Source organism: Acidithiobacillus sp. (assembly GCF_023256195.1).
In the GTDB taxonomy this organism is placed as follows: Bacteria; Pseudomonadota; Gammaproteobacteria; order Acidithiobacillales; family Acidithiobacillaceae; genus Acidithiobacillus_A.
Window position 1 is genome coordinate 56,874 of the sequence record NZ_JAGDWX010000028.1, and the last position, 18,330, is coordinate 75,203.

The following is an 18,330-nucleotide window of genomic DNA, read 5'->3' on the forward strand; positions in this document are numbered from 1 at the left end:
GGCGGTGGCCAGGTGCAGGTTCGCCTCGCTCGCGGCGTCGGTCGCGGTTTCCTGCGGATCTGCGACGCGGGTCCCGGGGTTCCGGAGACGGATCTGGAGAAGCTCTTCGAGCCCTTCTACCGCGGCGACGATGCCCGCGGGCATGAGGAGGGGAGTGGTCTGGGATTGGCCATTGCGCGCCAACTGGCGGAGGCGCAGGACATGAAACTGCGCCTGTACAATGCGAGCCCCACGGGGGGGCTCTGTGCGGAGCTATCCTGGCCTACAGCCTGAGTCCTTGGCGCACTTTCAGGGCAGCACGCTGCGGCTCATGGCCAGAAGGTTCAGGGTACGCTGATCGCGAATGCGGTAGTAGACCCGGCTCGCGACCTTGCGCGCCAGCACGAGACCGCTGTCCTGCAGCATGGCCAGGTGCTGCGAGGCGTTGCTGTGGCTGGTGTTGATGGCCTTGACCAGATTCTGCATGCTCATCTCACCCTTGCTCAGCAGGCAGATGATCTTGTAGCGCAGCGGATGGGCGATGGCCTTGATGACGCCAGCCACGCGCGGGATCTCGCGATCGCTCAGGACGATTTCTTTCATGGCAAACTCCTTTCGATTCCGGTGACCTCAATGGACCACTGGTACATTGCAGGTTTCATGCCATGTCGGAGTGTTCGGGCTAAGTGATTGTTCGGCGGACGCTGGCCCCGTGCGAATGACCATCCTGTCCGCCCGGACACTGTAGCCGGACGGCTACGACGCCACGGCCAAAGAGCGCAATCCTGCGCATGGGCGGGCTTGCGGCTGTGGGTTGTCGGCGACAGGTGACTCAGATCTGATTTCGCCAGTACTGATCTTCCTTGTCCATGATTCGGGTGGCTTCTTCCGGCCCCCAACTGCCGGCGGAGTAGGTGATGATGTAGTCCACCTCCCGTCCCCAGGATTTGATGATGGGATCCACCACCCGCCAGGCCCACTCCACTTCGTCAAAGCGGATGAAGAGGGCCTTGTCGCCTTCCATCACGTCCAGGAGCAGGGCTTCATAGGCGTCCAGTTCCTCCTCGCCGTCGCGACGATAGGAGGCGTTCAGCTGCACCGGCCGCACGCGCATCTCAAGGCCCGGTTCTTTGACGTAGATCTCGATCTTGAGGCTTTCGGGCTCCAGCGAGAGCAGGATCCAGTTGGGTTCGATGCGCTCTATGGGGGTCTCGCGAAAGAGTTGCTGCGGTGTGTGCCGAAAACGGATGGCGACGCTGGAGGTCTTGGCGGGCAGCCGTTTGCCGGTGCGCAGGTAAAAGGGCACACCGCGCCAGCGCCAGTTGTCGATGTAGAATTTGGCGGCCACGAAAGTCTCTGTCACGGAATTCTTGGCGACCCCCGCCTCATCGGCATAGCCCGGCACGTGCTGTCCCTGGACGACACCCGGACCGTACTGGGCCCGCAGGGCGTGGGCATGTACGGCCGATTTGGGGATGGGGCGGATGGAGCGGAGCACCTTGACCTTTTCGTCGCGCAGGGCGTCGGCCTCCAGGGAGGGCGGCGGCTCCATGGCTACCAGGGTCAGAATCTGCATGAGGTGATTCTGTACCATGTCGCGCAGGGCACCGGCCTGATCGTAATAACCCGCCCGATTCTCGATGCCGCCATCCTCGGCCACGGTGATCTGCACGTGATCGATGTAATTACGATTCCAGACCGCCTCGATGGGCAGGTTGGCAAAGCGGAACACCAGCAGGTTCTGGACGATCTCTTTGCCCAGATAGTGGTCGATGCGGTAGATCTGCTCTTCCTTGAAGTGGCGGTGCAGCTGCTCGTTGAGCTGCATTGCACTCTCCAGATCATCGCCGAAGGGCTTTTCGATGACGACCCGGGTGTCGACCTCCTTATTGAACCCCGCAGCCGACAGCTGCTGCACTACCGGCACGAAGTCGGCAGGGCGGATAGCCAGGTAGAAGATGCTGGGATCCGGCTCCGTGCTACCCTTGGGCGTCAGAACCTTGCGCAGTTTCTGATAGGCCGCCGGATCGTGGATTTCTCCTTCCACGTAGTGAAAGTGCTTGCAAAAATTGGCGAAATGCTCGGCGCTGAAGCCTTCGGCGTACTGTTCCAGCTGTTCCTTGAGAAACTCCTGCCAGGCCTTGTCGTTCCAGGGACGACGGCCGAAGGCGATGATCCGCATATCCTTGGGCAGGCGGTCCGCGCATTTCAGGTGATAGAGTGCCGGCAGGAGCTTTTTGGAGGCAAGATCGCCGGTGGAGCCGAAGATGACGAATTGGCAGATGCAGTGCTCGTCCATGGAATCAGTGCTCCTTCTCGACGGCGTGGCCACCGAACTGGTTGCGCATCATGGCCAGGAGCTTGGCGGCATAATCGTCGCGTCCCTGGCTTGCCCAGCGCATCTGCAGGGCGAGGGTGATGACCGGTGCCGGGATCTTCTGTGCCAGAGCCGCCTGGGCGGTCCACAGACCTTCCCCGGAGTCGGCGACGATGGGGGCGATGTCCCGGAGTTCCTGATCCTCGGCCAGCGTCGCCGCGGTCAGATCCAGCAGCCAGGAGCGCACCACGCTGCCATAGCGCCACATCTCACCGATCTTGGCCAGATCCAGTCCGAAGGCTTCCTTGCCCCGCAGGATGGCGAAGCCCTCTGCGAGGGCTTGCATCATGCCGTACTCGATGCCGTTGTGTACCATCTTCACGAAGTGGCCGCTGCCCACCGGTCCGCAGTGGAGCCAGCCGTGGTCGGGCGCGGGTGCCAGGATCTTGAGGAAGGGTTCCACCAGGGCCACGGCCTCGGCCTTGCCACCTACCATCAGGGCGTAGCCCTCCTTGAGACCCCAGACGCCACCCGACACGCCGGCGTCTACGTAGTGGATGCCACGCGCCTCGACCTCCTGGGCCTCGCGCATGGAATCCTCGTAGAAAGCGTTGGCGCCGTTCACCAGAAGATCGCCGGCGCTGAGCAGGGGTAACAGTTCTTGCACGTGTTCCGCGGTGGCAGCGCCTGCCGGCAGCATCAACCAGACGACGCGCGGCTGCGGCAGACTCCGCACCAGATCGGCCAGACTTGCCGCTGCCTCCATGCCCGTTTCTGTGGCCAGGGCACGGGCTTTCTCGGTGTGGCGGTTGTAGGCCACGACGCGGGCGCCTCCCTGCTGCAGGCGGCGTGCCATGTTGGCCCCCATTCGTCCCAGCCCTACCATGCCGATCGCTTCCTTGCTCATCGTCGCTCCTTCGTCGCGCGGACACAAAATCGCTACAAACTGCTATGATCTGCACCCAGTATAGACAATATCCATGAGGAGAAGCCGAAGATGGCCTTGGTTCTGGGGACGCCGCTGGCTAGCGGCGCAACGCGCCTGATGTTGCTGGGGGCAGGCGAACTGGGTAAGGAATTTCTGATGGCGGCGCAGCGTCTTGGTCTGGAGACCATCGCTGTGGACCGGTATGCGGATGCGCCGGCGATGCAGGTGGCCCACCGCGCCCACGTGCGCGACATGACCGATGCCGAGGCCATCCTCGCCCTCGTGCGGCGCGAACGCCCCCACTTTCTGGTTCCGGAGATCGAGGCCATCGCCACGGATGCCTTGGTCCGCATCGAGGCCGAACGTCTTGCGACGGTCGTCCCCTCGGCCCGTGCGGTGCAGTTGACCATGGATCGCGAGGGTATTCGTCGACTGGTGGCGGAAGATCTGCGGCTCCCCACCTCGCCTTATGCCTTTGCCGACTCCCTGGAGGCTCTCGAGTCCGCCGCCCACGGCCTGGGTTTTCCTTGTGTGATCAAGCCGGTGATGTCTTCCAGCGGCAAGGGGCAGTCCGTGGCGTACTCCGCCGCGGAGCTGGAGAAGGCCTGGGAGACGGCGCGGGAAGCCGGCCGGGTGGCGGGGCAGCGCGTCATTGTCGAGGCCTTTGTGGAGTTCGACTTTGAGATCACCCTGCTGACCATCCGCAGTGCCTCGGGTACCCATTTCTGTCCACCCATCGGTCACCGTCAGGAGCGGGGGGACTATGTCGAGTCCTGGCAGCCGCAGGCCATGAGCGCGTCGGCTCTGAAGCGGGCCCAGGAGATGGCCCGGGCCGTCACGGACGATCTCGGCGGGCGCGGCCTCTTCGGCGTGGAGTTCTTTGTGCGCGGCGATGAGGTCTTGTTCAGTGAACTTTCGCCGCGGCCCCACGATACCGGTTTCGTTACCCTGGCCAGTCAGCGCCAAAGTGAGTTTGAACTGCATCTGCGGGCCATCCTCGGCCTGCCCGTCGACCCGGGCTTTCGCCGTCCCAGTGCCTCGGCGGTGATCCGCGGCGAGGCGCTTGGCTGGGGCCCAGCCTACGCCGGGGTGCCGGAAGCCCTGCGTGTGCCCGAGAGCGATCTGCGTCTCTTTGGCAAGCCCCAGGCGGACAAGCTACGGCGCCTGGGAGTGGCCTTGGCCAGTGGCGAGGACGTGGAGCAGGCACGAGAGCGCGCTGGCCGGGTGGCTGCGGCAGTGCGGGCAAGACCGACGTGAGCGCCGGTTCGTAGCACTACTTGGTTGGAGACGGTAGAGGGGAGTGGGGACGGCGGGGCGCCAGCCGCGCTCCGGACCACCCTCAGGCAGAGACGAAGGCGGAGATACGGTCGAGGGCCAGGCGCAGATTCTCGTCGCTGGTGGCAAAGGACAGGCGCAGGTGTCCGGGACTACCGAAGGCCGAGCCGGGTACGAGCGCCACGCCGGCCTCCAGCAGGGCTTCGGCCAGTTCCAGATCGTCCTTGAGGCCCTTGCGCGCAATGACCTCGTGGAAACCCGGAAAACTGTAGAAGGTGCCGTCGGAAGGCAGGACCTCGACGCCCGGCAGCTCCCGCAGACGGCCAAAGACGTAGTCGTGGCGTCGCTCAAAGACCCGCAGCATGGGACGGATGTACTCGTCGCCGCTCTCGATAGCGGCCTGGGCCGCCACCTGGGCGATGGAGGTAGGGTTGGAGGTGCTTTGGGACTGCACGGTATTCATGGCAGCAATGAGTTGGCGCGGGCCGCCACAGTAGCCGATGCGCCAACCGGTCATGGCGTAGGCTTTGGAAACCCCGTTGAGGACGATGCAGCGCTCGGCGAGGTCGGGACAGGCATTGGCCAGATTGACGAACTTGCCCTCGCCGAACAGGATCTTCTCGTACATGTCGTCGCTGGCGATGAGCACCTTGGGATGCTCCCGCAGGACCGCGCCCAGGGCGGCGAGCTCTGCCTCACTGTAGGCCACCCCCGAGGGATTGGAGGGACTGTTGATGACCAGTAGCCGTGTCTTTGGCGTGATGGCGGCGGCGAGTCGTTCCGGATCGATCTTGAAGTGGTCGTGGGCGTCCGTGGCCAGGATCACCGGTTTGCCCTCGGCCAGCAGCACCATATCGGGATAGGACACCCAGTAGGGCGCGGGGACGATGACCTCGTCGCCAGGATCCAAAAGAGCCTGACAGAGATTGAAGAAGCTCTGCTTGCCACCCACCGATACCAGAATCTGCTCCGGCCCGTAGTGCAGGCCGTTGTCGCGGGCGAATTTGGCGATGATGGCTGCCTTGAGTTCCGGAGTGCCTCCCACGGCCGTGTATTTGGTGAAGCCGCGCTGGATCGCCTCGATGGCCGCCGCCTTGATGGCATCGGGTGTGTCGAAGTCCGGTTCACCCGCCCCGAGGCTGACGATGTCGCGGCCTTGTTGACGCAGCTGGGCGGCACGGGCGGTGACGGCCAGGGTAGGGGAGGGTCGGACAGCCCCAACGCGGTGAGAGAGGCGAATTTCCACGATGCAAGACTCCAGTCCCAAGGTGAGTGCGGTGACAAGACAAGGGGCAAGATTCTAAGGGACTGTCCCCAAAAATCAACCGTAACGTGCTGATTCTCTCTCCCCCGAGCTGCGCTGCCGGTACCGGTGAGCGTTGCGCATGCAGCAGGTCGTTCATGAGGGGCAAGGTGGTAGCCGGAAACGAACTAAAGTATTGAAGGATGGTCGGAAGAAGGTGAGCAGCGGGCGCGAAGAGGGGGGTGAAATGAGCGGTTACGAAGAGAGCGCGGCCTGGTTGCGGCGTGCCCAGACGGATCTGCAGGCCTTTGTGGAGGCCCTCGCCGAGCGTCTGGAGGGCGATATGCCCGGCCTCGTGGAGGTGGAACGCAAGCGCGAAGGGCTCTTCTCAGGCAAGCGGCAGGTGGTGCAGATGCGCATCCACGTCGACGGCTACGACTACATCCTGAGTCGGGAGGGTGCGCGGGTGCTGACGCGCCGCTCGCAAGTGGTGCGCGGTGTGGTGCTGCGGCACGAAGATCTGCCGCTGCAGGACTGGCTTCAGGGCCTCGTCGAGGATGTCGGCAAGCTCTCGGGGCAGATGCAAAGCGTGAGCCAGGCGCTGCACGATTTTTTGCTGCAATAGGGGAGCATGCGTATGTCATTATGGGATCGGATCAAGCGCGGCGTGGAAGAAGTGGCACAGGATGCCGAAGCGGCCGTGCAGAATCTGGGTCAGCAGCTGGCTCCCCAGATCAAGCAGCAAAGCCCCGAGGAGATGCAGCGGGCGGCGGAGTGGCAGTCGGCTCTGAGCGCACGCCGACTCCCTGGCTTTGTGGAAGGGCGCTTGCGGGCCACGGCCAATCATCAATTGCCCTGGATCAGCAGCGGCAGTGTGGCGGCACTCCTGATGGAGCGTTCGCACGGCATCCGGCCCCTCGGCATGGTCAGCGGCAACTGCTGGTACCACTTTGGCTACTCCTGGACCCAGGGGCACCACGATGGCTGGCGCAACGCCGTGGCCCGCCTGCAGCTGGAGGCTGTGGCCATGGGTGCCAATGCGGTGGTGGATGTGCGCATGCGAGTACACCGGGGCGAGAGCCAGGACATGGATTTCGGTCTGGTGGGCACGGCGGTGCGCATCCAGGATCTGCCACCCTCGGCAGAACCGGCGGTGGCGACGGTCTCGGCCTTGGAATTCGTCCGCCTGCTGGAAGATGCCGTGGTTCCGGTGGGCATTTCCATCGGCGCCTATTACGACTGGTATCAGCCCTACCTGGGTACGACACTGGACCAGGCTGGGCAGATGGCGCCCTTCGGCGCCGCTTTTCAGAACATGGAAATCACGGATCTCTCCAGTTTTCAGGAGAATGTGCGCCGCCGTGCCCTCTACGATCTGCAGCAGGATGGTCAGCGTCTGGGCGCCGGCGTGTTGGCGCACACCCATTTCTGGCAGGTACTGCGTTTTGAGGGCGACCAGGATTCGCCACAGCGTTACCTGTGTCGGCACATCGCCATCGGCACCGCCGTGAGCTACGAGCGCCAGCGCACGCCCCAGCACGAACTGAGGCCGGTCTTGTCCCTGGCCGATCGTCCTCTCAAAGCCTTCACCCCCACCGTCAAGGATCTCGTATGAGCGAAGACACACTGGCACCGCACGCGGTAGAACGGCTCAAGGGCCTGCGTTCGCAAGGCAGTCACGAGGGCATTTTTACATCCGACCTGTCCGTCAACGAGTTTGTCATGGTGCGCAAGGCCGAATTCGAGCCTTTGGGCCTCGTGGTCGGCTCATGCATCTATCACATGGGTATCCAGTACGGTAACTGGAACCAGAACATGGAGATGGATGTCCTCTCCCAGGCCATGTACCAGGCCCGAGAACTGGCCATCAGCCGTATGGAGCAGGAAGCCATCCTGCTCCAGGCCGACGGTATCGTCGGTGTGCGTCTGGAGGTCAAACGCATGGAGTGGGATCCGGACATTCTGGAGTTCATGGCCATCGGCACCGCCATCGCCCACCGCAGCGGTGCGCCCGGCTTCAAGGGCGTTGGCGGCAAGCCTTTCACCAGCGACCTGTCGGGTCAGGACTTCTGGATGCTACTGCAGGCGGGCTATCGGCCCATGGAGATGGTCATGGGCTCCTGCGTCTACCACGTCGCCCATCAGGGTGTCCTGCGTTCGATGGGCAACATTGGCCGCAATACCGAGCTGGAACAGTTCACCCAAGCCATGTACGACGCCCGCGAACTGGCCATGGAGCGGATGCAGCACGAGGCGCAGGAAGCCCAGGCCGACGGTATCACCGGGGTGCAGCTCCACGAAGGCAGCCACAACTGGAAACCGCACATCATCGAATTCTTCGCCGTAGGCACGGCCGTCAAGGCCATGGACGGCGCCGACGCCAAGGTGGACGAACTGCGCCCGCAGTTGGTCCTGCCCGTCAACGATTGAGCCCTTTGGGCAAGGAGCAGCCGGATGTCCCTCTTCAAACACGCCAGCGAGATCCTGCAGGCCAGGATCAACCATTTTCTCAACAATGCCGAGGACCCCTCGGAGACCTTGGACCTGTCCTACGAAAAGATGCTGTCCAGTCTGCAGGAGACCAAACGGCATCTGGCCGATGTGGTCACCGAAAAGATCTCCCTGGAAAGTCAGATGAACGATGCCCAGAAGGCCGCCGATCGCGCCGAGGCCGATGCCCGCACCGCACTGGCTGCCAACCGCGAGGATCTCGCCAAGGCAGAGCTTGCGCAGAAGCAGACCGCCCTGGAAAAATTGCAGTCCCTCAAGGACGCGCACGACCAGATCAGCGCGCAGGCGGACAAACTCACGGACTACGAGCGTAAGCTGCAGGATCGGATCGAGCAGTTCCGCAACCAGAAGGAGGTCATGAAGGGAGAGATGTTGGCGGCCAAGTCCGAGGTGGCGGCGGGTGAATCGCTGGCCGGTATCGGCAAAGGTATGGACGATGCCGGCGAGGCATTGCGCCGAGCGCAGGACCGAACCCGGCAGATGCAGGCCAAGGCACAGGCGGTGGATGGTCTGATGGCGTCGGGCGCTCTGGCCGATCCGCTGGATACCCGCAGTCAGACGGACCGGGAAATGGACAAGCTCCGGGAAAGCGGCGGTGTGGACGCCGATCTTGCGCGTCTCAAGGCGGAAATGGCGAAATCTTCGACGTCTGCAGCAGCGGCAGACCAAGATTCCGACTCCGGTTCCGGTTCCCACTGACGCTTTCGTAAGCTCGGTGCCTGTGGCAGGATTCCCGAATCGACGAAAGAGCAATCGGGGGTAGCATGAGCCAGACGGATCCGGTAGAGATTGGCGAGTTTCTGAAACAGCATCACCTGGCCAGGTCCCTGACCCTCGAGGAGATTCACACCCTCGCCCAGTACGTCACCCACGCCCGTTTCACTCAGGATCAGGTGATTGCCGAGTGGGGCACCCTGGGCGATGCGCTCTTTTTCTGCGTGCAGGGAGAGATGGCCATCGTCCACCACAGCGCCGATGGGGGTGAGGTGGAGGTGGTGCGTGTGAAGGAAGGACAGATGGCAGGAGAGATGTCCTTCTTTGACCGCCAACCGCGCAGCGCCCGGATCCTGGCCAAGGCGGCGGACACCCAGGTGCTGGTCCTCACTCGGGCGCACTACCAGCGGCTCAAGGTGGAGCAGCCTTACATCACCACCAATATACTGGAGCAGGCGATCATCAGCCTGGACCACCTGTTTCGCAACCTCTCCCAGGACTACTCGGATTTCTCCAGTTACCTCTACGGCAAGGGCGGGCACGGCTGAGCAGGGCGGACGGCCCTTCAGCCATCTCGGCGCAGCAACTGCGCGATACGGCGCAGTCGAACCAGGGGATCGTCCAGGACCAGCAGGCGCTGCTTTTCGGCGGCGGGGGCGGGCAGGGCCTGGGCCAGGATCATGCCGGCTGTGCTGGCGTCGAGGTTTTCGGCCAGATCCTCGCCGAGTATCTCCACCAGGATGGGTTTGAGCCATTCGTGCTCGAAGTCCAAGGGAAGCTTTGGTTCTTCTACCCAGTAGCGCGGCCGGCCCTCGCTCACCGGGCTTTCGCGACGCCAGTCCAGCACGGTGAAACGGCTGCGGCCCTCCACTTCGATGAGGAGTACCCCATCGTCACTGCCCCAGTCGACGATGTGAGCGAGGGTGCCCACCGTTTCCGGCTCGCCTTCCTGCCCGCCGGGAGCGTTCAGACAGATGCCAAAATCCCGCTGTTCGCGCAGGCAGCGGCTGACCATGTCCAGATAACGGGGTTCGAAAACGCGCAGGCCCATTCGGGCTCTGGGAAAGAGCACCGTACTGAGCAAGAATAGGGGAATCCACGCTTCGGGATCGTTTTCCATCATGTCATCACTCCTGCGCCGCCATGCCTCTTGAGTTGCAAGCGCCTGCCTTGTCCCTGTATGTGCATCTGCCCTGGTGTCTGGCCAAATGTCCCTACTGCGATTTCAATTCCTACGCCGCGGCGGAGTTTCCCGCGGAGCGTTACGTCGATGCCCTCATAGCCGATCTGGAGCGGGAACTGCCGCGGATCTGGGGACGTCCGGTACACAGCATCTTTTTTGGCGGAGGCACACCCAGCCTGTTTCCGCCCGAGAGTATCGCCCGGCTGCTGTCGGAGCTGCGTGCCCGGCTGCGCCTCACTCCGGGGCTGGAGATCAGCCTCGAGGCCAACCCCGGTGCCAGCGAGAGCAAGCGGTTTCGTGCCTTTCGCGAGGCGGGCATCAATCGTCTGTCCCTGGGAGTGCAGTCCTTCGACGATGTTTTTCTGACCCGACTGGGTCGTGTCCACGACGGCCGGGCGGCGATGGCGGCCATATCCTCCATCCACGACGCGGGTTTTGAACGCTGGAATCTGGATCTCATCTTCGCCCTGCCGGGACAGGACCTGTCGGCGGCCATGGCCGATCTGGAGCGAGCGCTCTCCTGCGCGCCACCCCACCTGTCCCTGTACCAGTTGACGCTGGAGGCCGGCACACCCTTCGCCCACCAGGCGCCACCGGGCATACCGGGAGAGGATCTGGCCGCGGACATGGAACGGGCCCTGCGCGAGCGTCTGCATGCGGTGGGGCTCGTGCGCTATGAAATCTCCGCCCACGCCCGCCCAGGCCAGGAGTGCTGGCACAATCGCAATTACTGGCGCTTTGGCGACTATCTGGGCATCGGTGCCGGTGCCCACGGCAAGATAACTCTGCCAGGACAGGGCATCTGGCGCAGCCAGAAACCGGCTCGACCCGAGTCCTATATGGACGATGCCCTGGGTCCGGCAGCGGAGATCGGTCGCGGCCACTGGGTTCAGCCGGCGGAGCGTCCCTTCGAGTTTCTGCTCAACGCCCTGCGCCTCGTGGAGGGCTTCAGCTGTGCACAGTTCGAAGCCGGCACCGGTCTGCCGTGTCTGGAGATCGAACCGCAGCTGCGCCGAGCCCAGAGGGAGGGGCTGCTGACCTATGAAGATGGCCATTGGCGTCCCACCGGCTTCGGTCTCGATTGGCACAACGAACTCTGCGGCCGTTTCCTGCCGCGCAGCCCCCGACGTCCGGCGTTCCACGCCCATGAGCCGGGCTAGTCGCGCCCCATGGCTTCGGATTCGTGCCCGGTGATGGAGCCGTCCTGGAAGAGATACTCCCGCAGCTCCTTGTCCAGTCGCGGCATTTTGCGCCGCAGCCACTCGAGGACCATGGCGGCATGTTCCACTTCCTCGTCGCGGTTGTGCTCCAGTACGGACTTCAGCGCAGGATCGGTGCAGGCGTCGGCGCGCTGCTGGTACCAGTCCACGGCCTCGAATTCTTCCATCAGCGAGATGATGGCGCGGTGGATGTCGAGGGTGTCCTTGCTGAGATGTTCGGGCGCTTCGTGCAGACCTTCGTGAGCCACGGCTGAACTCCTTCGCAGTGATGAAAACGCCTAGTCAGCATAGACCAAGAAAGGCCCGAGAGACAAAGCCCGACCACCCGCCACGTCTGGGCCTAGCGCGGGTCCTGTCCAAATGGGGTCTGTGCTCGCGGACGGTGGCCGCACAGTGGGTCCGAGCCGGTCGGGTGGCGGTGGATGGCCGGATCGTCCGTGATCCCGAGGCCCCGCAGCCGGGTCTGGAAATCCACATCGCCATCGATGGGATCGTCCAGCAACGCGCCCAGCGGCGTGTGCTCATGCTCCACAAGAAGCGCGGAATCGTGGTATCCCGCGCCGATGAGCACGGCCGGCCGACGGTCTTCGCGGATCTGCCGCAGGAATCCTGGCTCGCGCCCGTCGGGCGCCTGGATCGTGCCAGCAGTGGGCTCTTGCTGTTCAGCAACGATCCTGCCTGGAATCAGAGGCTGCTGGATCCCGCCGGTCACCTGGCCAAGACCTACCGGGTACAGATACGACCGCCGCTGCCCGCAGATGTCCTGCACAGTATCGCCACCACGTCGGTGCTGGACGGCCGACCCTGCTTGCCCATGGAGGTCCGTGCCGTCGCCTGTGGCGGCAAGACCCAGTGGCTGGAGTTTGTCCTGCGGGAAGGGCGCAACCGCCAGATTCGCCGGCTCTTGACGGCGCGCGAGGTGGAAGTGCTGCGTCTCATCCGTATCGCTTTCGGCCCCCTGTCCCTGGGCGATCTGACGCCCGGCAGCTGGCGCTGGCTGAGCGACGCGGAAATTGCTGAGTTGGAGACGGCGCTGGTATCTTCGGCAAGTAATACTTATAAGATTTGACATATCCATAATATTCATGTATGTTAGTTTCATCTAATGCACTGATGTTTTGGAGGTGAACTATGGAATTGTGGGAACTGGAACAAGAGATGGATTTCGTCCGCGCGGTGCAGGAAGCGGAATCTGCTGGTGTCGATTTCAGCGAGGTCAGCGATGACGAGCTCAGGAGGCAGTATCTGGCCGGCAAGGATCTGCGTGAGTTGAGCGAAAAGCGCGCCGCCTGATCCTGAGTCGCCACCAGGAAGTAGCCAAGCCAGCCTTCGGGCTGGTTTTTGTTTCGACTTGCGGACCGACCGAACGGTCGGTACACTGATGCCATAGGGAATCCGGAGCTTTCTCATGGCACGAGCGTCGAGCGCTTCCAGTCCTGGTGCAGGGTCCACCATCACTATCACCGTCGCGGTTATGCTGGCGGTGGTCATGCAGGTGCTCGATCTGACCATCGTCAATGTCGCGCTGACCTACATGCGCGGCTCGCTGCAGGCCAACAGCGATCAGATTACCTGGGTCCTGACCAGCTACATGGTGGCCAACGTCATCATCCTGCCCCTCACCGGCCTGCTCGTGGAGCGCTACGGGCAGCGGACCGTCATGCTCTGGAGCGTGGTGGGTTTCGTCGTTGCTTCGGTACTCTGCGGCCAGTCGCACAGCCTGCCGGAGATCGTGCTCTGGCGCCTGCTCCAGGGGGTGTTCGGTGCCTCGCTCGCGCCGGTGGGACAAACCATCATGCTGGGGGCCTATCCGCCCGAAAAACGCGGACAGGCCATGGCCATCCTGGGCATGGGCATCATGTTGGGGCCCATATTGGGGCCGACCCTAGGGGGATATCTCACGGATACGCTGAGCTGGCGCTGGGTCTTTTACGTCAATGTGCCTTTCGGGATTCTGGCCTTCCTGCTCATGCAGGCCGTTCCCGACGGCGGCCGCAGCGACCACCCGCGGCCGGTGGACTGGTTGGGTTTCGGCCTCATGGCGGTGGGGCTGGGGGCCCTCCAAGCGGTCTTGAGCCTGGGCAACCAGGACGACTGGTTCAGCTCGCACACCATTATTATCCTTACGCTGGTATCGGTGCTGGGCCTCGCTTTCTTTCTCTGGCGCTCCCTGGATATCCGCCACCCGGTAGTAAACCTGCGCTTACTGCGGGATCGCAATCTGGCCATCGGCAGCATGGGTATCGCCATTTTCGGCTTGGCACTCTTCGGTACCATGGTGATCCTGCCCATCATGCTCGAAGACTACCTCCATTACGAGGCCTTCACCACCGGCCTTGTGATGGCGCCGCAGGGCCTCGGCGCCATGCTTGCCATGATGCTGGCGGGACGACTCCTGGGGCGGGGCATCAATCCGCGCGATATCGTCATCGTCGGTATTCTCTTTGGTGCCGTGGGGACCTGGTTCACCACCCAGTATAGTCTCGATATCAACATGGCCTGGGTCATCTGGCCGGCCTTCATCCGTGGTATCGGTTTTGGCTTTGTCACCATTCCGCTGTTTACCCTGGCGTTCAGCACCCTGGAAAAATCTCAGCAGGCTGAGGGTTCGGGCATCTTCAACCTGATGCGGACCCTAGGCGGGAGTATCGGTATTGCCATCGTCTCTACGGTCATGACGGAGCAGAGGCAGGTAGCCTGGAACCAGATGAGCGGTCACATGAACGACTTCAACCCCAGTATGCGCCAGTATCTGAGCGCGGCGGGGATGGAGCGCGACCCGACCACCTGGCACATCCTGGGGCAGATCGTGCTGCTGCCGCAAGCCGGGATGCGAGGCATTCTCGATGCCTTCATCCTCGTGCTCTATGGCTTTCTGATCCTGTTACCCTTGGTACTTTTCCTGAAAAAGCCCGCGGGCAAGGCGGCCACCGCAGCCCCGCCGGCGGAGTGAGGTGGGGTAGGGCCGAGTTTTGACCCAGGACATCAGTGGGCGGCGGTGCGCTCCAGCTGCGGTTCGCTCGGCAGCCACAGGGTGCGGGCGAAGCCCCAGTCCAGCAGTTTCAGACTCTGCCAGGATGCCTTCCAGAAGCCGCGACCCTCATCGCGAAAAGAGGGGACTCCCAGGACTACGGCGATGAGCTTCACTCCGTCCTGCGTGCCGGTAGCTACCAGGCAGTGTCCCGCGGCATCGGTGTAGCCGCTCTTCATTCCAGTGATGAAAGGTACGCGGCCCACCAGCAGGTTGGGATTGGGATAGGTGATGCCGCCGTAACGGAAGTGTTCGTGCTGGAAGAAGGGCATGTACTGCGGAAACTGAGTCATGATGGCCCGGGTGAGCAGGGCGATATCGTAGGGGCTGGCGGTATTGTTAGGGTGGGGCAGACCATCGGGATCGTAGAATTGCGTGGACAGCATCCCCAGTTGGCGCGCCGTAGCATTCATCTTGCGCACAAAGGCCGGCACGCTGCCGGAGACGAGGTAGGCGGCCTCCACCGCCGCATCGTTACCCGACGGTACGGTCATGCCGAGTATCATCTGGGCCACCGTAAAGGGTACGCCGGCACGCAGATCCATGGTGGAGCCACCGGTGCGCAGGGCGGCAGGGCAGGGAGTGAAACGCTCCTGCAGACTCAGGTGCCCCGTCTGCAGGTCCCGAAAAAGCAGGTACAGGGTCATCAGCTTGGTGATGCTGGCGATGGCGTAGGGCCGGTAAGCGTGCTTCGTGGCAAGTATCTGTCCCGTCTCAGCGTTCATGAGGATGTAGGCCCGTGCATCGATGACGGGGAGCCCCTCCTGTACTACGCCTTGGGCTCGTGCCGGTGGGCCGTAGAGCAGCAGAAAGCAGGCCATCAGGGAGAGAAACAGGAGCAAAGGCAGGGCAGCGGTAGTCTGCGCTTGGGTCCAGCGGCGATGGGGGACGGGCATGGCGTTTTTTGCTAGCATGTTCTTGCTCCGGCCGAGCTTGGAGTACGTTGAGAAGATTTACGTCCAGGTCCATGGGATATTAGGCCCTTTTCTCTTTTCTGCCTAGCCCCGAGAGGGCCTTCGGCTAGCCCTGGGGATCAAGAACCGGTAGACTGGTCGGTATGTTTATTCAACATTCTTTGGCTTGGTCCTCCCTGTGGCAGCACCCGGCGTTGCTCGCCATCGCCGTTCTCATCGTGTTGGTAGCCTTCTACGTGCGGGCGGTGATCGGTTTCGGTTCGGGGCTCATCTCCGTTGCTTTGCTCGCCTTGCTCTTCCCCGTGAAGGAAGTCGTTCCGGTGGTGCTGCTCCTGGATCTGGTGGGTTCGGTGCTGCTGGGCGCCTACGACTTCCACGAGATTCGCTGGCCAGAGCTGCGATGGCTGGTTCCGGGCAGTCTTATTGGACTTGCCGTCGGCGCCTTCATCCTCGCCGATACCGATGCCCAGAGTTTGACGCGCTTCCTGGGGCTCTTCATTCTGGCCTATGTGCTCTATGCCCTGATCGTGAAACCCGAAAAACTGCCACGCCTGAGTCTGCCCTGGGGACTGCCGCTGGGAACCTTCGGCGGTATCATCGGCAGCCTCTACGGCGGGGGCGGCCCGCCCATCGTCGCCTACCTGCAGATGCGCCACCTGGATAAGCGGGCCTTTCGCGCGACCTTTCAAGGTATTGCGCTGACGGATAACATCGTGCGACTTTTTTTGTATATCGGTCTGTCCCTGCTGACCTTGCCCTTGGCCATCAGTTTTCTGTTTCTGGTGCCGCCGGTACTGCTGGGTCTGTGGGCCGGCAACCGCCTGCATTTTCGTATTCCGCAGCGCGCTTTTTTGCTGTCTACCCTCGCCTTGCTGACTTTCGTCGGTATTCAATATTTGATCTGACATCGGGAGAGCAATCGTGGCACGAACCCCTCTGGATGAATTACGCAAACGCGCCCAAGGCGCATTGTCTCTGGATATCGCCTTCATCGGCGTCGTGAATGGCCTCTTTTCGGCGCTGCACGAGCTGGGTCGGGCACGCGTCGATGATCTGGCGGCAAAAACCGGGATGGATGCCGGCTACCTGCAGCGTTGGTGCGATGCCGCCTATGCCTTCGGCTGGCTGGAGCGGGATGGCGAGGTCTTTGTGCTGAGCGACGACGGTGCCGCCATGCGTCCGGAAGCGGAGGACAGCGGCATGGCTCTCGCCATCGGTGCGGTGCTGTCGGCGCACATGGCCGAGCGCGCCGCCGGCCTGATGCGCAGCGGCGAACGCCCGGGCGAAAAGGTACTGGCCGAGCGCGAGACCATACTGCCCTGGTTCGGGGCCATGCTCGAGCACAACTTCCGGCGCAGCTTCGAGGAGAAGGTACTGCCGGCGGTGCCCGTCTTTGCGGAGATGAACGAGCGGCAGGGGCTCGTCGTCGACCTCGGCTGCGGCAATGGCTGGTACCTTCGGGCGCTGCTGGGGCGCTGCCACTCCTTGCGCGGTCTGGGGCTCGATGGCTTTGACGAGAACATTCGCCAGGCCGAGCGCTTGGCCCAGAAAGAGGCCTTGGCGGATCGCCTCCACTTTGCCCAGGGCGACATCCATCGCTTCGAGCTGCCGGAGCCCGCCGACCTCATCGCCATGAATCGCGCCCTGCACCATGTTTGGGAAGAACGCGGCCGCCTCTTTGAGCGCCTGCATGGCGAGCTGCGTCCGGGCGGTGCCCTGGTCATCTGGGAACCCGCTTGGCCCGAGGATACCGGTATCCTGCGCGAGCCAGCCTATCGGACCATGGCCTTCCAGAACCTCTCCGAGCACATCCAGGGCAATCACTTCCTGCACCCGGAGGAAATTGCCGAGGCCCTCACCAACGCCGGCTTTGCGGCGACGGTCCATCCCGTTGGCACCGACGCAGTGGTCGTGGGTCGGCGCTCCTAGGCGCGCTTGGGCTTGGGCTGGCTCCCTCCGGGTCATTGCTTTTTTTCGCCGCGCGCACTATCCTGCGGCGTCATGGGGCGGTAGCTCAGCTGGGAGAGCGTCGCGTTCGCAATGCGAAGGTCGGGAGTTCGATCCTCCTCCGCTCCACCAAACACAAGGGCTCGGATACTATCCGGGCCTTTTTTTCTGCGGCGAAACGTGGGCGGTCGCCACGCGGCGTCCTTTTTTCTCTAGTTAGTTCCTTGCCCAAGCTAGCAGCTCCAACGGTTGGTTACGGAGTGGAGTCATGGGAAGCGGAGAAAGCAGCGGCGATAAGACGGCGTACTGGCAGGCGGTGTTGGATGTACAGACGAGCAGTGGGCTTTCGGTTCGGCATTTTTGCGCCGAGCGGGGGTTGGCCCTTTCGCAGCTCTATTATTAGCGGCGGCGCCTAGCCGCGGCAGGCATCTAGGAATCCCTGGACGAGACCGGTTCTGAGGCTGGCAGGGCGCCGGCCCTGGTAGAATGGGATTTGGGGAAATTGGTGGCCGCGCCGGAGGGCAGCCGGGCCGCCGTCAGCCTTCCGGTTGGAATTCTGGTGGACAAATTCCTGTGCCACCCGCCCCTGTACCGGCAATACCAGCGGATGTGGGGAGGGTCACTCCCTCCCCGATATCGCTCAGATCTGCACCCACCTGCCTTCGCTGCGGCGCTCCCAGAGTCCTCCGTCCGTGGCGATCTGGACGATGGACAGCCAGCGGTGGTTCACCAACCGTCCAAGCGCCTCGTTACCGGCGATGATGCGATCCATCGCGTCCTGTGGAGCTTCGATGAATGCCGTCAGCCGCAGCGGCTCGTGCTGCAGCCCGCTGTTGCTATCGCGCAGGGACTGTTCGGACAGGCCGATGCGCAGGTCCCCGCCGTTGCCCTCGAGAACGCCAATGGTGCCGCCGACGACGTTGTGCAGGACTTTGTTGCCGCAGCCCTGGCGCTGATTATCGACAATGGCGCCGTAGTACTGCAGATTGATCCAGTTGGCCACCACGAGGGGCGCCGTCATGATCAAGGTCAAAACCCCGAAGTCCGGGTCCTTGGCGACATCGTAGT

Annotated in this window: 21 protein-coding genes and 1 tRNA gene; 14 read left to right on the top strand and 8 right to left on the bottom strand. The window is 63.0% G+C overall.

The features are described 5' to 3' along the window. On the top strand, positions 1-273 hold a 273-nt coding region (locus tag Q0C23_RS07265), incomplete at its 5' end, for a sensor histidine kinase (protein WP_291511700.1). 15 nt (positions 274-288) lie between these two features. On the opposite strand, the gene Q0C23_RS07270 is transcribed toward Q0C23_RS07265, so the two are convergent. The 3 genes from Q0C23_RS07270 to gnd form a co-directional block, all read right to left on the bottom strand. Further along, positions 289-582, bottom strand: a complete 294-nt coding sequence (locus Q0C23_RS07270; RefSeq protein ID WP_291511701.1) for a helix-turn-helix transcriptional regulator — start codon at positions 580-582, stop codon at positions 289-291. A 229-nt stretch (positions 583-811) separates the two neighbouring features. Beyond that, complete coding sequence (gene zwf / locus Q0C23_RS07275; protein ID WP_291511702.1) at positions 812-2,278, bottom strand: glucose-6-phosphate dehydrogenase; 1,467 nt, start codon at positions 2,276-2,278, stop codon at positions 812-814. Positions 2,279-2,282: 4 nt separating this feature from the next. Beyond that, positions 2,283-3,203, bottom strand: coding sequence for a phosphogluconate dehydrogenase (NAD(+)-dependent, decarboxylating) (gene gnd / locus Q0C23_RS07280; RefSeq protein WP_291511703.1), 921 nt, complete (start codon positions 3,201-3,203; stop codon positions 2,283-2,285). Positions 3,204-3,293: 90 nt separating this feature from the next. On the opposite strand from gnd, the gene purT reads away from it, so the two are divergent. Next, on the top strand, positions 3,294-4,481 hold the full coding sequence (gene purT, locus Q0C23_RS07285; RefSeq protein WP_291511704.1) for a formate-dependent phosphoribosylglycinamide formyltransferase: 1,188 nt from the start codon (positions 3,294-3,296) through the stop codon (positions 4,479-4,481). A gap of 82 nt (positions 4,482-4,563) precedes the next feature. Here purT and Q0C23_RS07290 read toward each other — a convergent pair whose 3' ends face one another. Beyond that, a complete protein-coding gene (locus tag Q0C23_RS07290; RefSeq protein ID WP_291511705.1) occupies positions 4,564-5,745 on the bottom strand; it encodes a pyridoxal phosphate-dependent aminotransferase in 1,182 nt (393 codons plus the stop codon). A 244-nt stretch (positions 5,746-5,989) separates the two neighbouring features. On the opposite strand from Q0C23_RS07290, the gene Q0C23_RS07295 reads away from it, so the two are divergent. The 5 genes from Q0C23_RS07295 (at position 5,990) to Q0C23_RS07315 (ending at position 9,515) form a co-directional block, all read left to right on the top strand. Continuing rightward, complete coding sequence (locus Q0C23_RS07295) at positions 5,990-6,367, top strand: hypothetical protein (RefSeq protein WP_291511706.1); 378 nt, start codon at positions 5,990-5,992, stop codon at positions 6,365-6,367. A 6-nt stretch (positions 6,368-6,373) separates the two neighbouring features. Further along, positions 6,374-7,357, top strand: a complete 984-nt coding sequence (locus Q0C23_RS07300) for a heavy metal-binding domain-containing protein (RefSeq protein ID WP_291511707.1) — start codon at positions 6,374-6,376, stop codon at positions 7,355-7,357. Next, positions 7,354-8,172 carry a heavy metal-binding domain-containing protein gene (locus tag Q0C23_RS07305; protein ID WP_291511708.1) on the top strand — a complete coding sequence of 273 codons (819 nt, stop codon included), beginning with the start codon at positions 7,354-7,356 and terminating at the stop codon, positions 8,170-8,172. The genes Q0C23_RS07300 and Q0C23_RS07305 overlap by 4 nt, the downstream gene beginning before the upstream one ends. Positions 8,173-8,196: 24 nt before the next feature. Beyond that, positions 8,197-8,952, top strand: a complete 756-nt coding sequence (locus Q0C23_RS07310) for a PspA/IM30 family protein (protein WP_291511709.1) — start codon at positions 8,197-8,199, stop codon at positions 8,950-8,952. Between the two features lie 65 nt (positions 8,953-9,017). Continuing rightward, positions 9,018-9,515, top strand: a complete 498-nt coding sequence (locus tag Q0C23_RS07315) for a Crp/Fnr family transcriptional regulator (RefSeq protein ID WP_291511710.1) — start codon at positions 9,018-9,020, stop codon at positions 9,513-9,515. 17 nt (positions 9,516-9,532) lie between these two features. On the opposite strand, the gene Q0C23_RS07320 is transcribed toward Q0C23_RS07315, so the two are convergent. Beyond that, entirely contained in the window at positions 9,533-10,090 is a 558-nt protein-coding gene (locus Q0C23_RS07320) for an LON peptidase substrate-binding domain-containing protein (protein ID WP_291511711.1), read from the bottom strand. 20 nt (positions 10,091-10,110) lie between these two features. On the opposite strand from Q0C23_RS07320, the gene hemW reads away from it, so the two are divergent. Beyond that, positions 10,111-11,310: a radical SAM family heme chaperone HemW gene (hemW, locus tag Q0C23_RS07325; protein WP_291511712.1), complete on the top strand. Its 1,200-nt coding sequence runs from the start codon at positions 10,111-10,113 to the stop codon at positions 11,308-11,310. Here hemW and Q0C23_RS07330 read toward each other — a convergent pair. Continuing rightward, a complete protein-coding gene (locus tag Q0C23_RS07330) occupies positions 11,307-11,618 on the bottom strand; it encodes an encapsulin-associated ferritin-like protein (protein WP_291511713.1) in 312 nt (103 codons plus the stop codon). The genes hemW and Q0C23_RS07330 overlap by 4 nt on opposite strands. A gap of 20 nt (positions 11,619-11,638) precedes the next feature. Between Q0C23_RS07330 and Q0C23_RS07335 the strand changes: the two genes are divergently transcribed. The 3 genes from Q0C23_RS07335 to Q0C23_RS07345 all read left to right on the top strand — a co-directional run bounded on the left by Q0C23_RS07335 (position 11,639) and on the right by Q0C23_RS07345 (position 14,323). Next, on the top strand, positions 11,639-12,439 hold the full coding sequence (locus Q0C23_RS07335; protein WP_291511714.1) for a pseudouridine synthase: 801 nt from the start codon (positions 11,639-11,641) through the stop codon (positions 12,437-12,439). Positions 12,440-12,501: 62 nt separating this feature from the next. Next, complete coding sequence (locus tag Q0C23_RS07340; RefSeq protein ID WP_291511715.1) at positions 12,502-12,663, top strand: hypothetical protein; 162 nt, start codon at positions 12,502-12,504, stop codon at positions 12,661-12,663. A 115-nt stretch (positions 12,664-12,778) separates the two neighbouring features. Continuing rightward, entirely contained in the window at positions 12,779-14,323 is a 1,545-nt protein-coding gene (locus tag Q0C23_RS07345) for a DHA2 family efflux MFS transporter permease subunit (protein WP_291511716.1), read from the top strand. Between the two features lie 32 nt (positions 14,324-14,355). Here the strand turns inward: Q0C23_RS07345 and Q0C23_RS07350 are convergent, their stop codons facing one another. Beyond that, on the bottom strand, positions 14,356-15,315 hold the full coding sequence (locus Q0C23_RS07350; RefSeq protein WP_291511717.1) for a D-alanyl-D-alanine carboxypeptidase family protein: 960 nt from the start codon (positions 15,313-15,315) through the stop codon (positions 14,356-14,358). Between the two features lie 143 nt (positions 15,316-15,458). Between Q0C23_RS07350 and Q0C23_RS07355 the strand changes: the two genes are divergently transcribed. The 3 genes from Q0C23_RS07355 (at position 15,459) to Q0C23_RS07365 (ending at position 17,394) form a co-directional block, all read left to right on the top strand. After that, positions 15,459-16,220, top strand: coding sequence for a sulfite exporter TauE/SafE family protein (locus tag Q0C23_RS07355; RefSeq protein ID WP_291511718.1), 762 nt, complete (start codon positions 15,459-15,461; stop codon positions 16,218-16,220). 16 nt (positions 16,221-16,236) lie between these two features. Next, positions 16,237-17,244, top strand: a complete 1,008-nt coding sequence (locus tag Q0C23_RS07360; RefSeq protein WP_291511719.1) for a methyltransferase domain-containing protein — start codon at positions 16,237-16,239, stop codon at positions 17,242-17,244. Positions 17,245-17,318: 74 nt separating this feature from the next. After that, positions 17,319-17,394: transfer RNA gene (locus tag Q0C23_RS07365), tRNA-Ala, on the top strand. Positions 17,395-17,902: 508 nt separating this feature from the next. On the opposite strand, the gene Q0C23_RS07370 is transcribed toward Q0C23_RS07365, so the two are convergent. Beyond that, positions 17,903-18,330, bottom strand: a 428-nt coding sequence (locus Q0C23_RS07370; protein ID WP_291511720.1) for a putative inorganic carbon transporter subunit DabA, incomplete at its 5' end; no start/stop codon positions are given.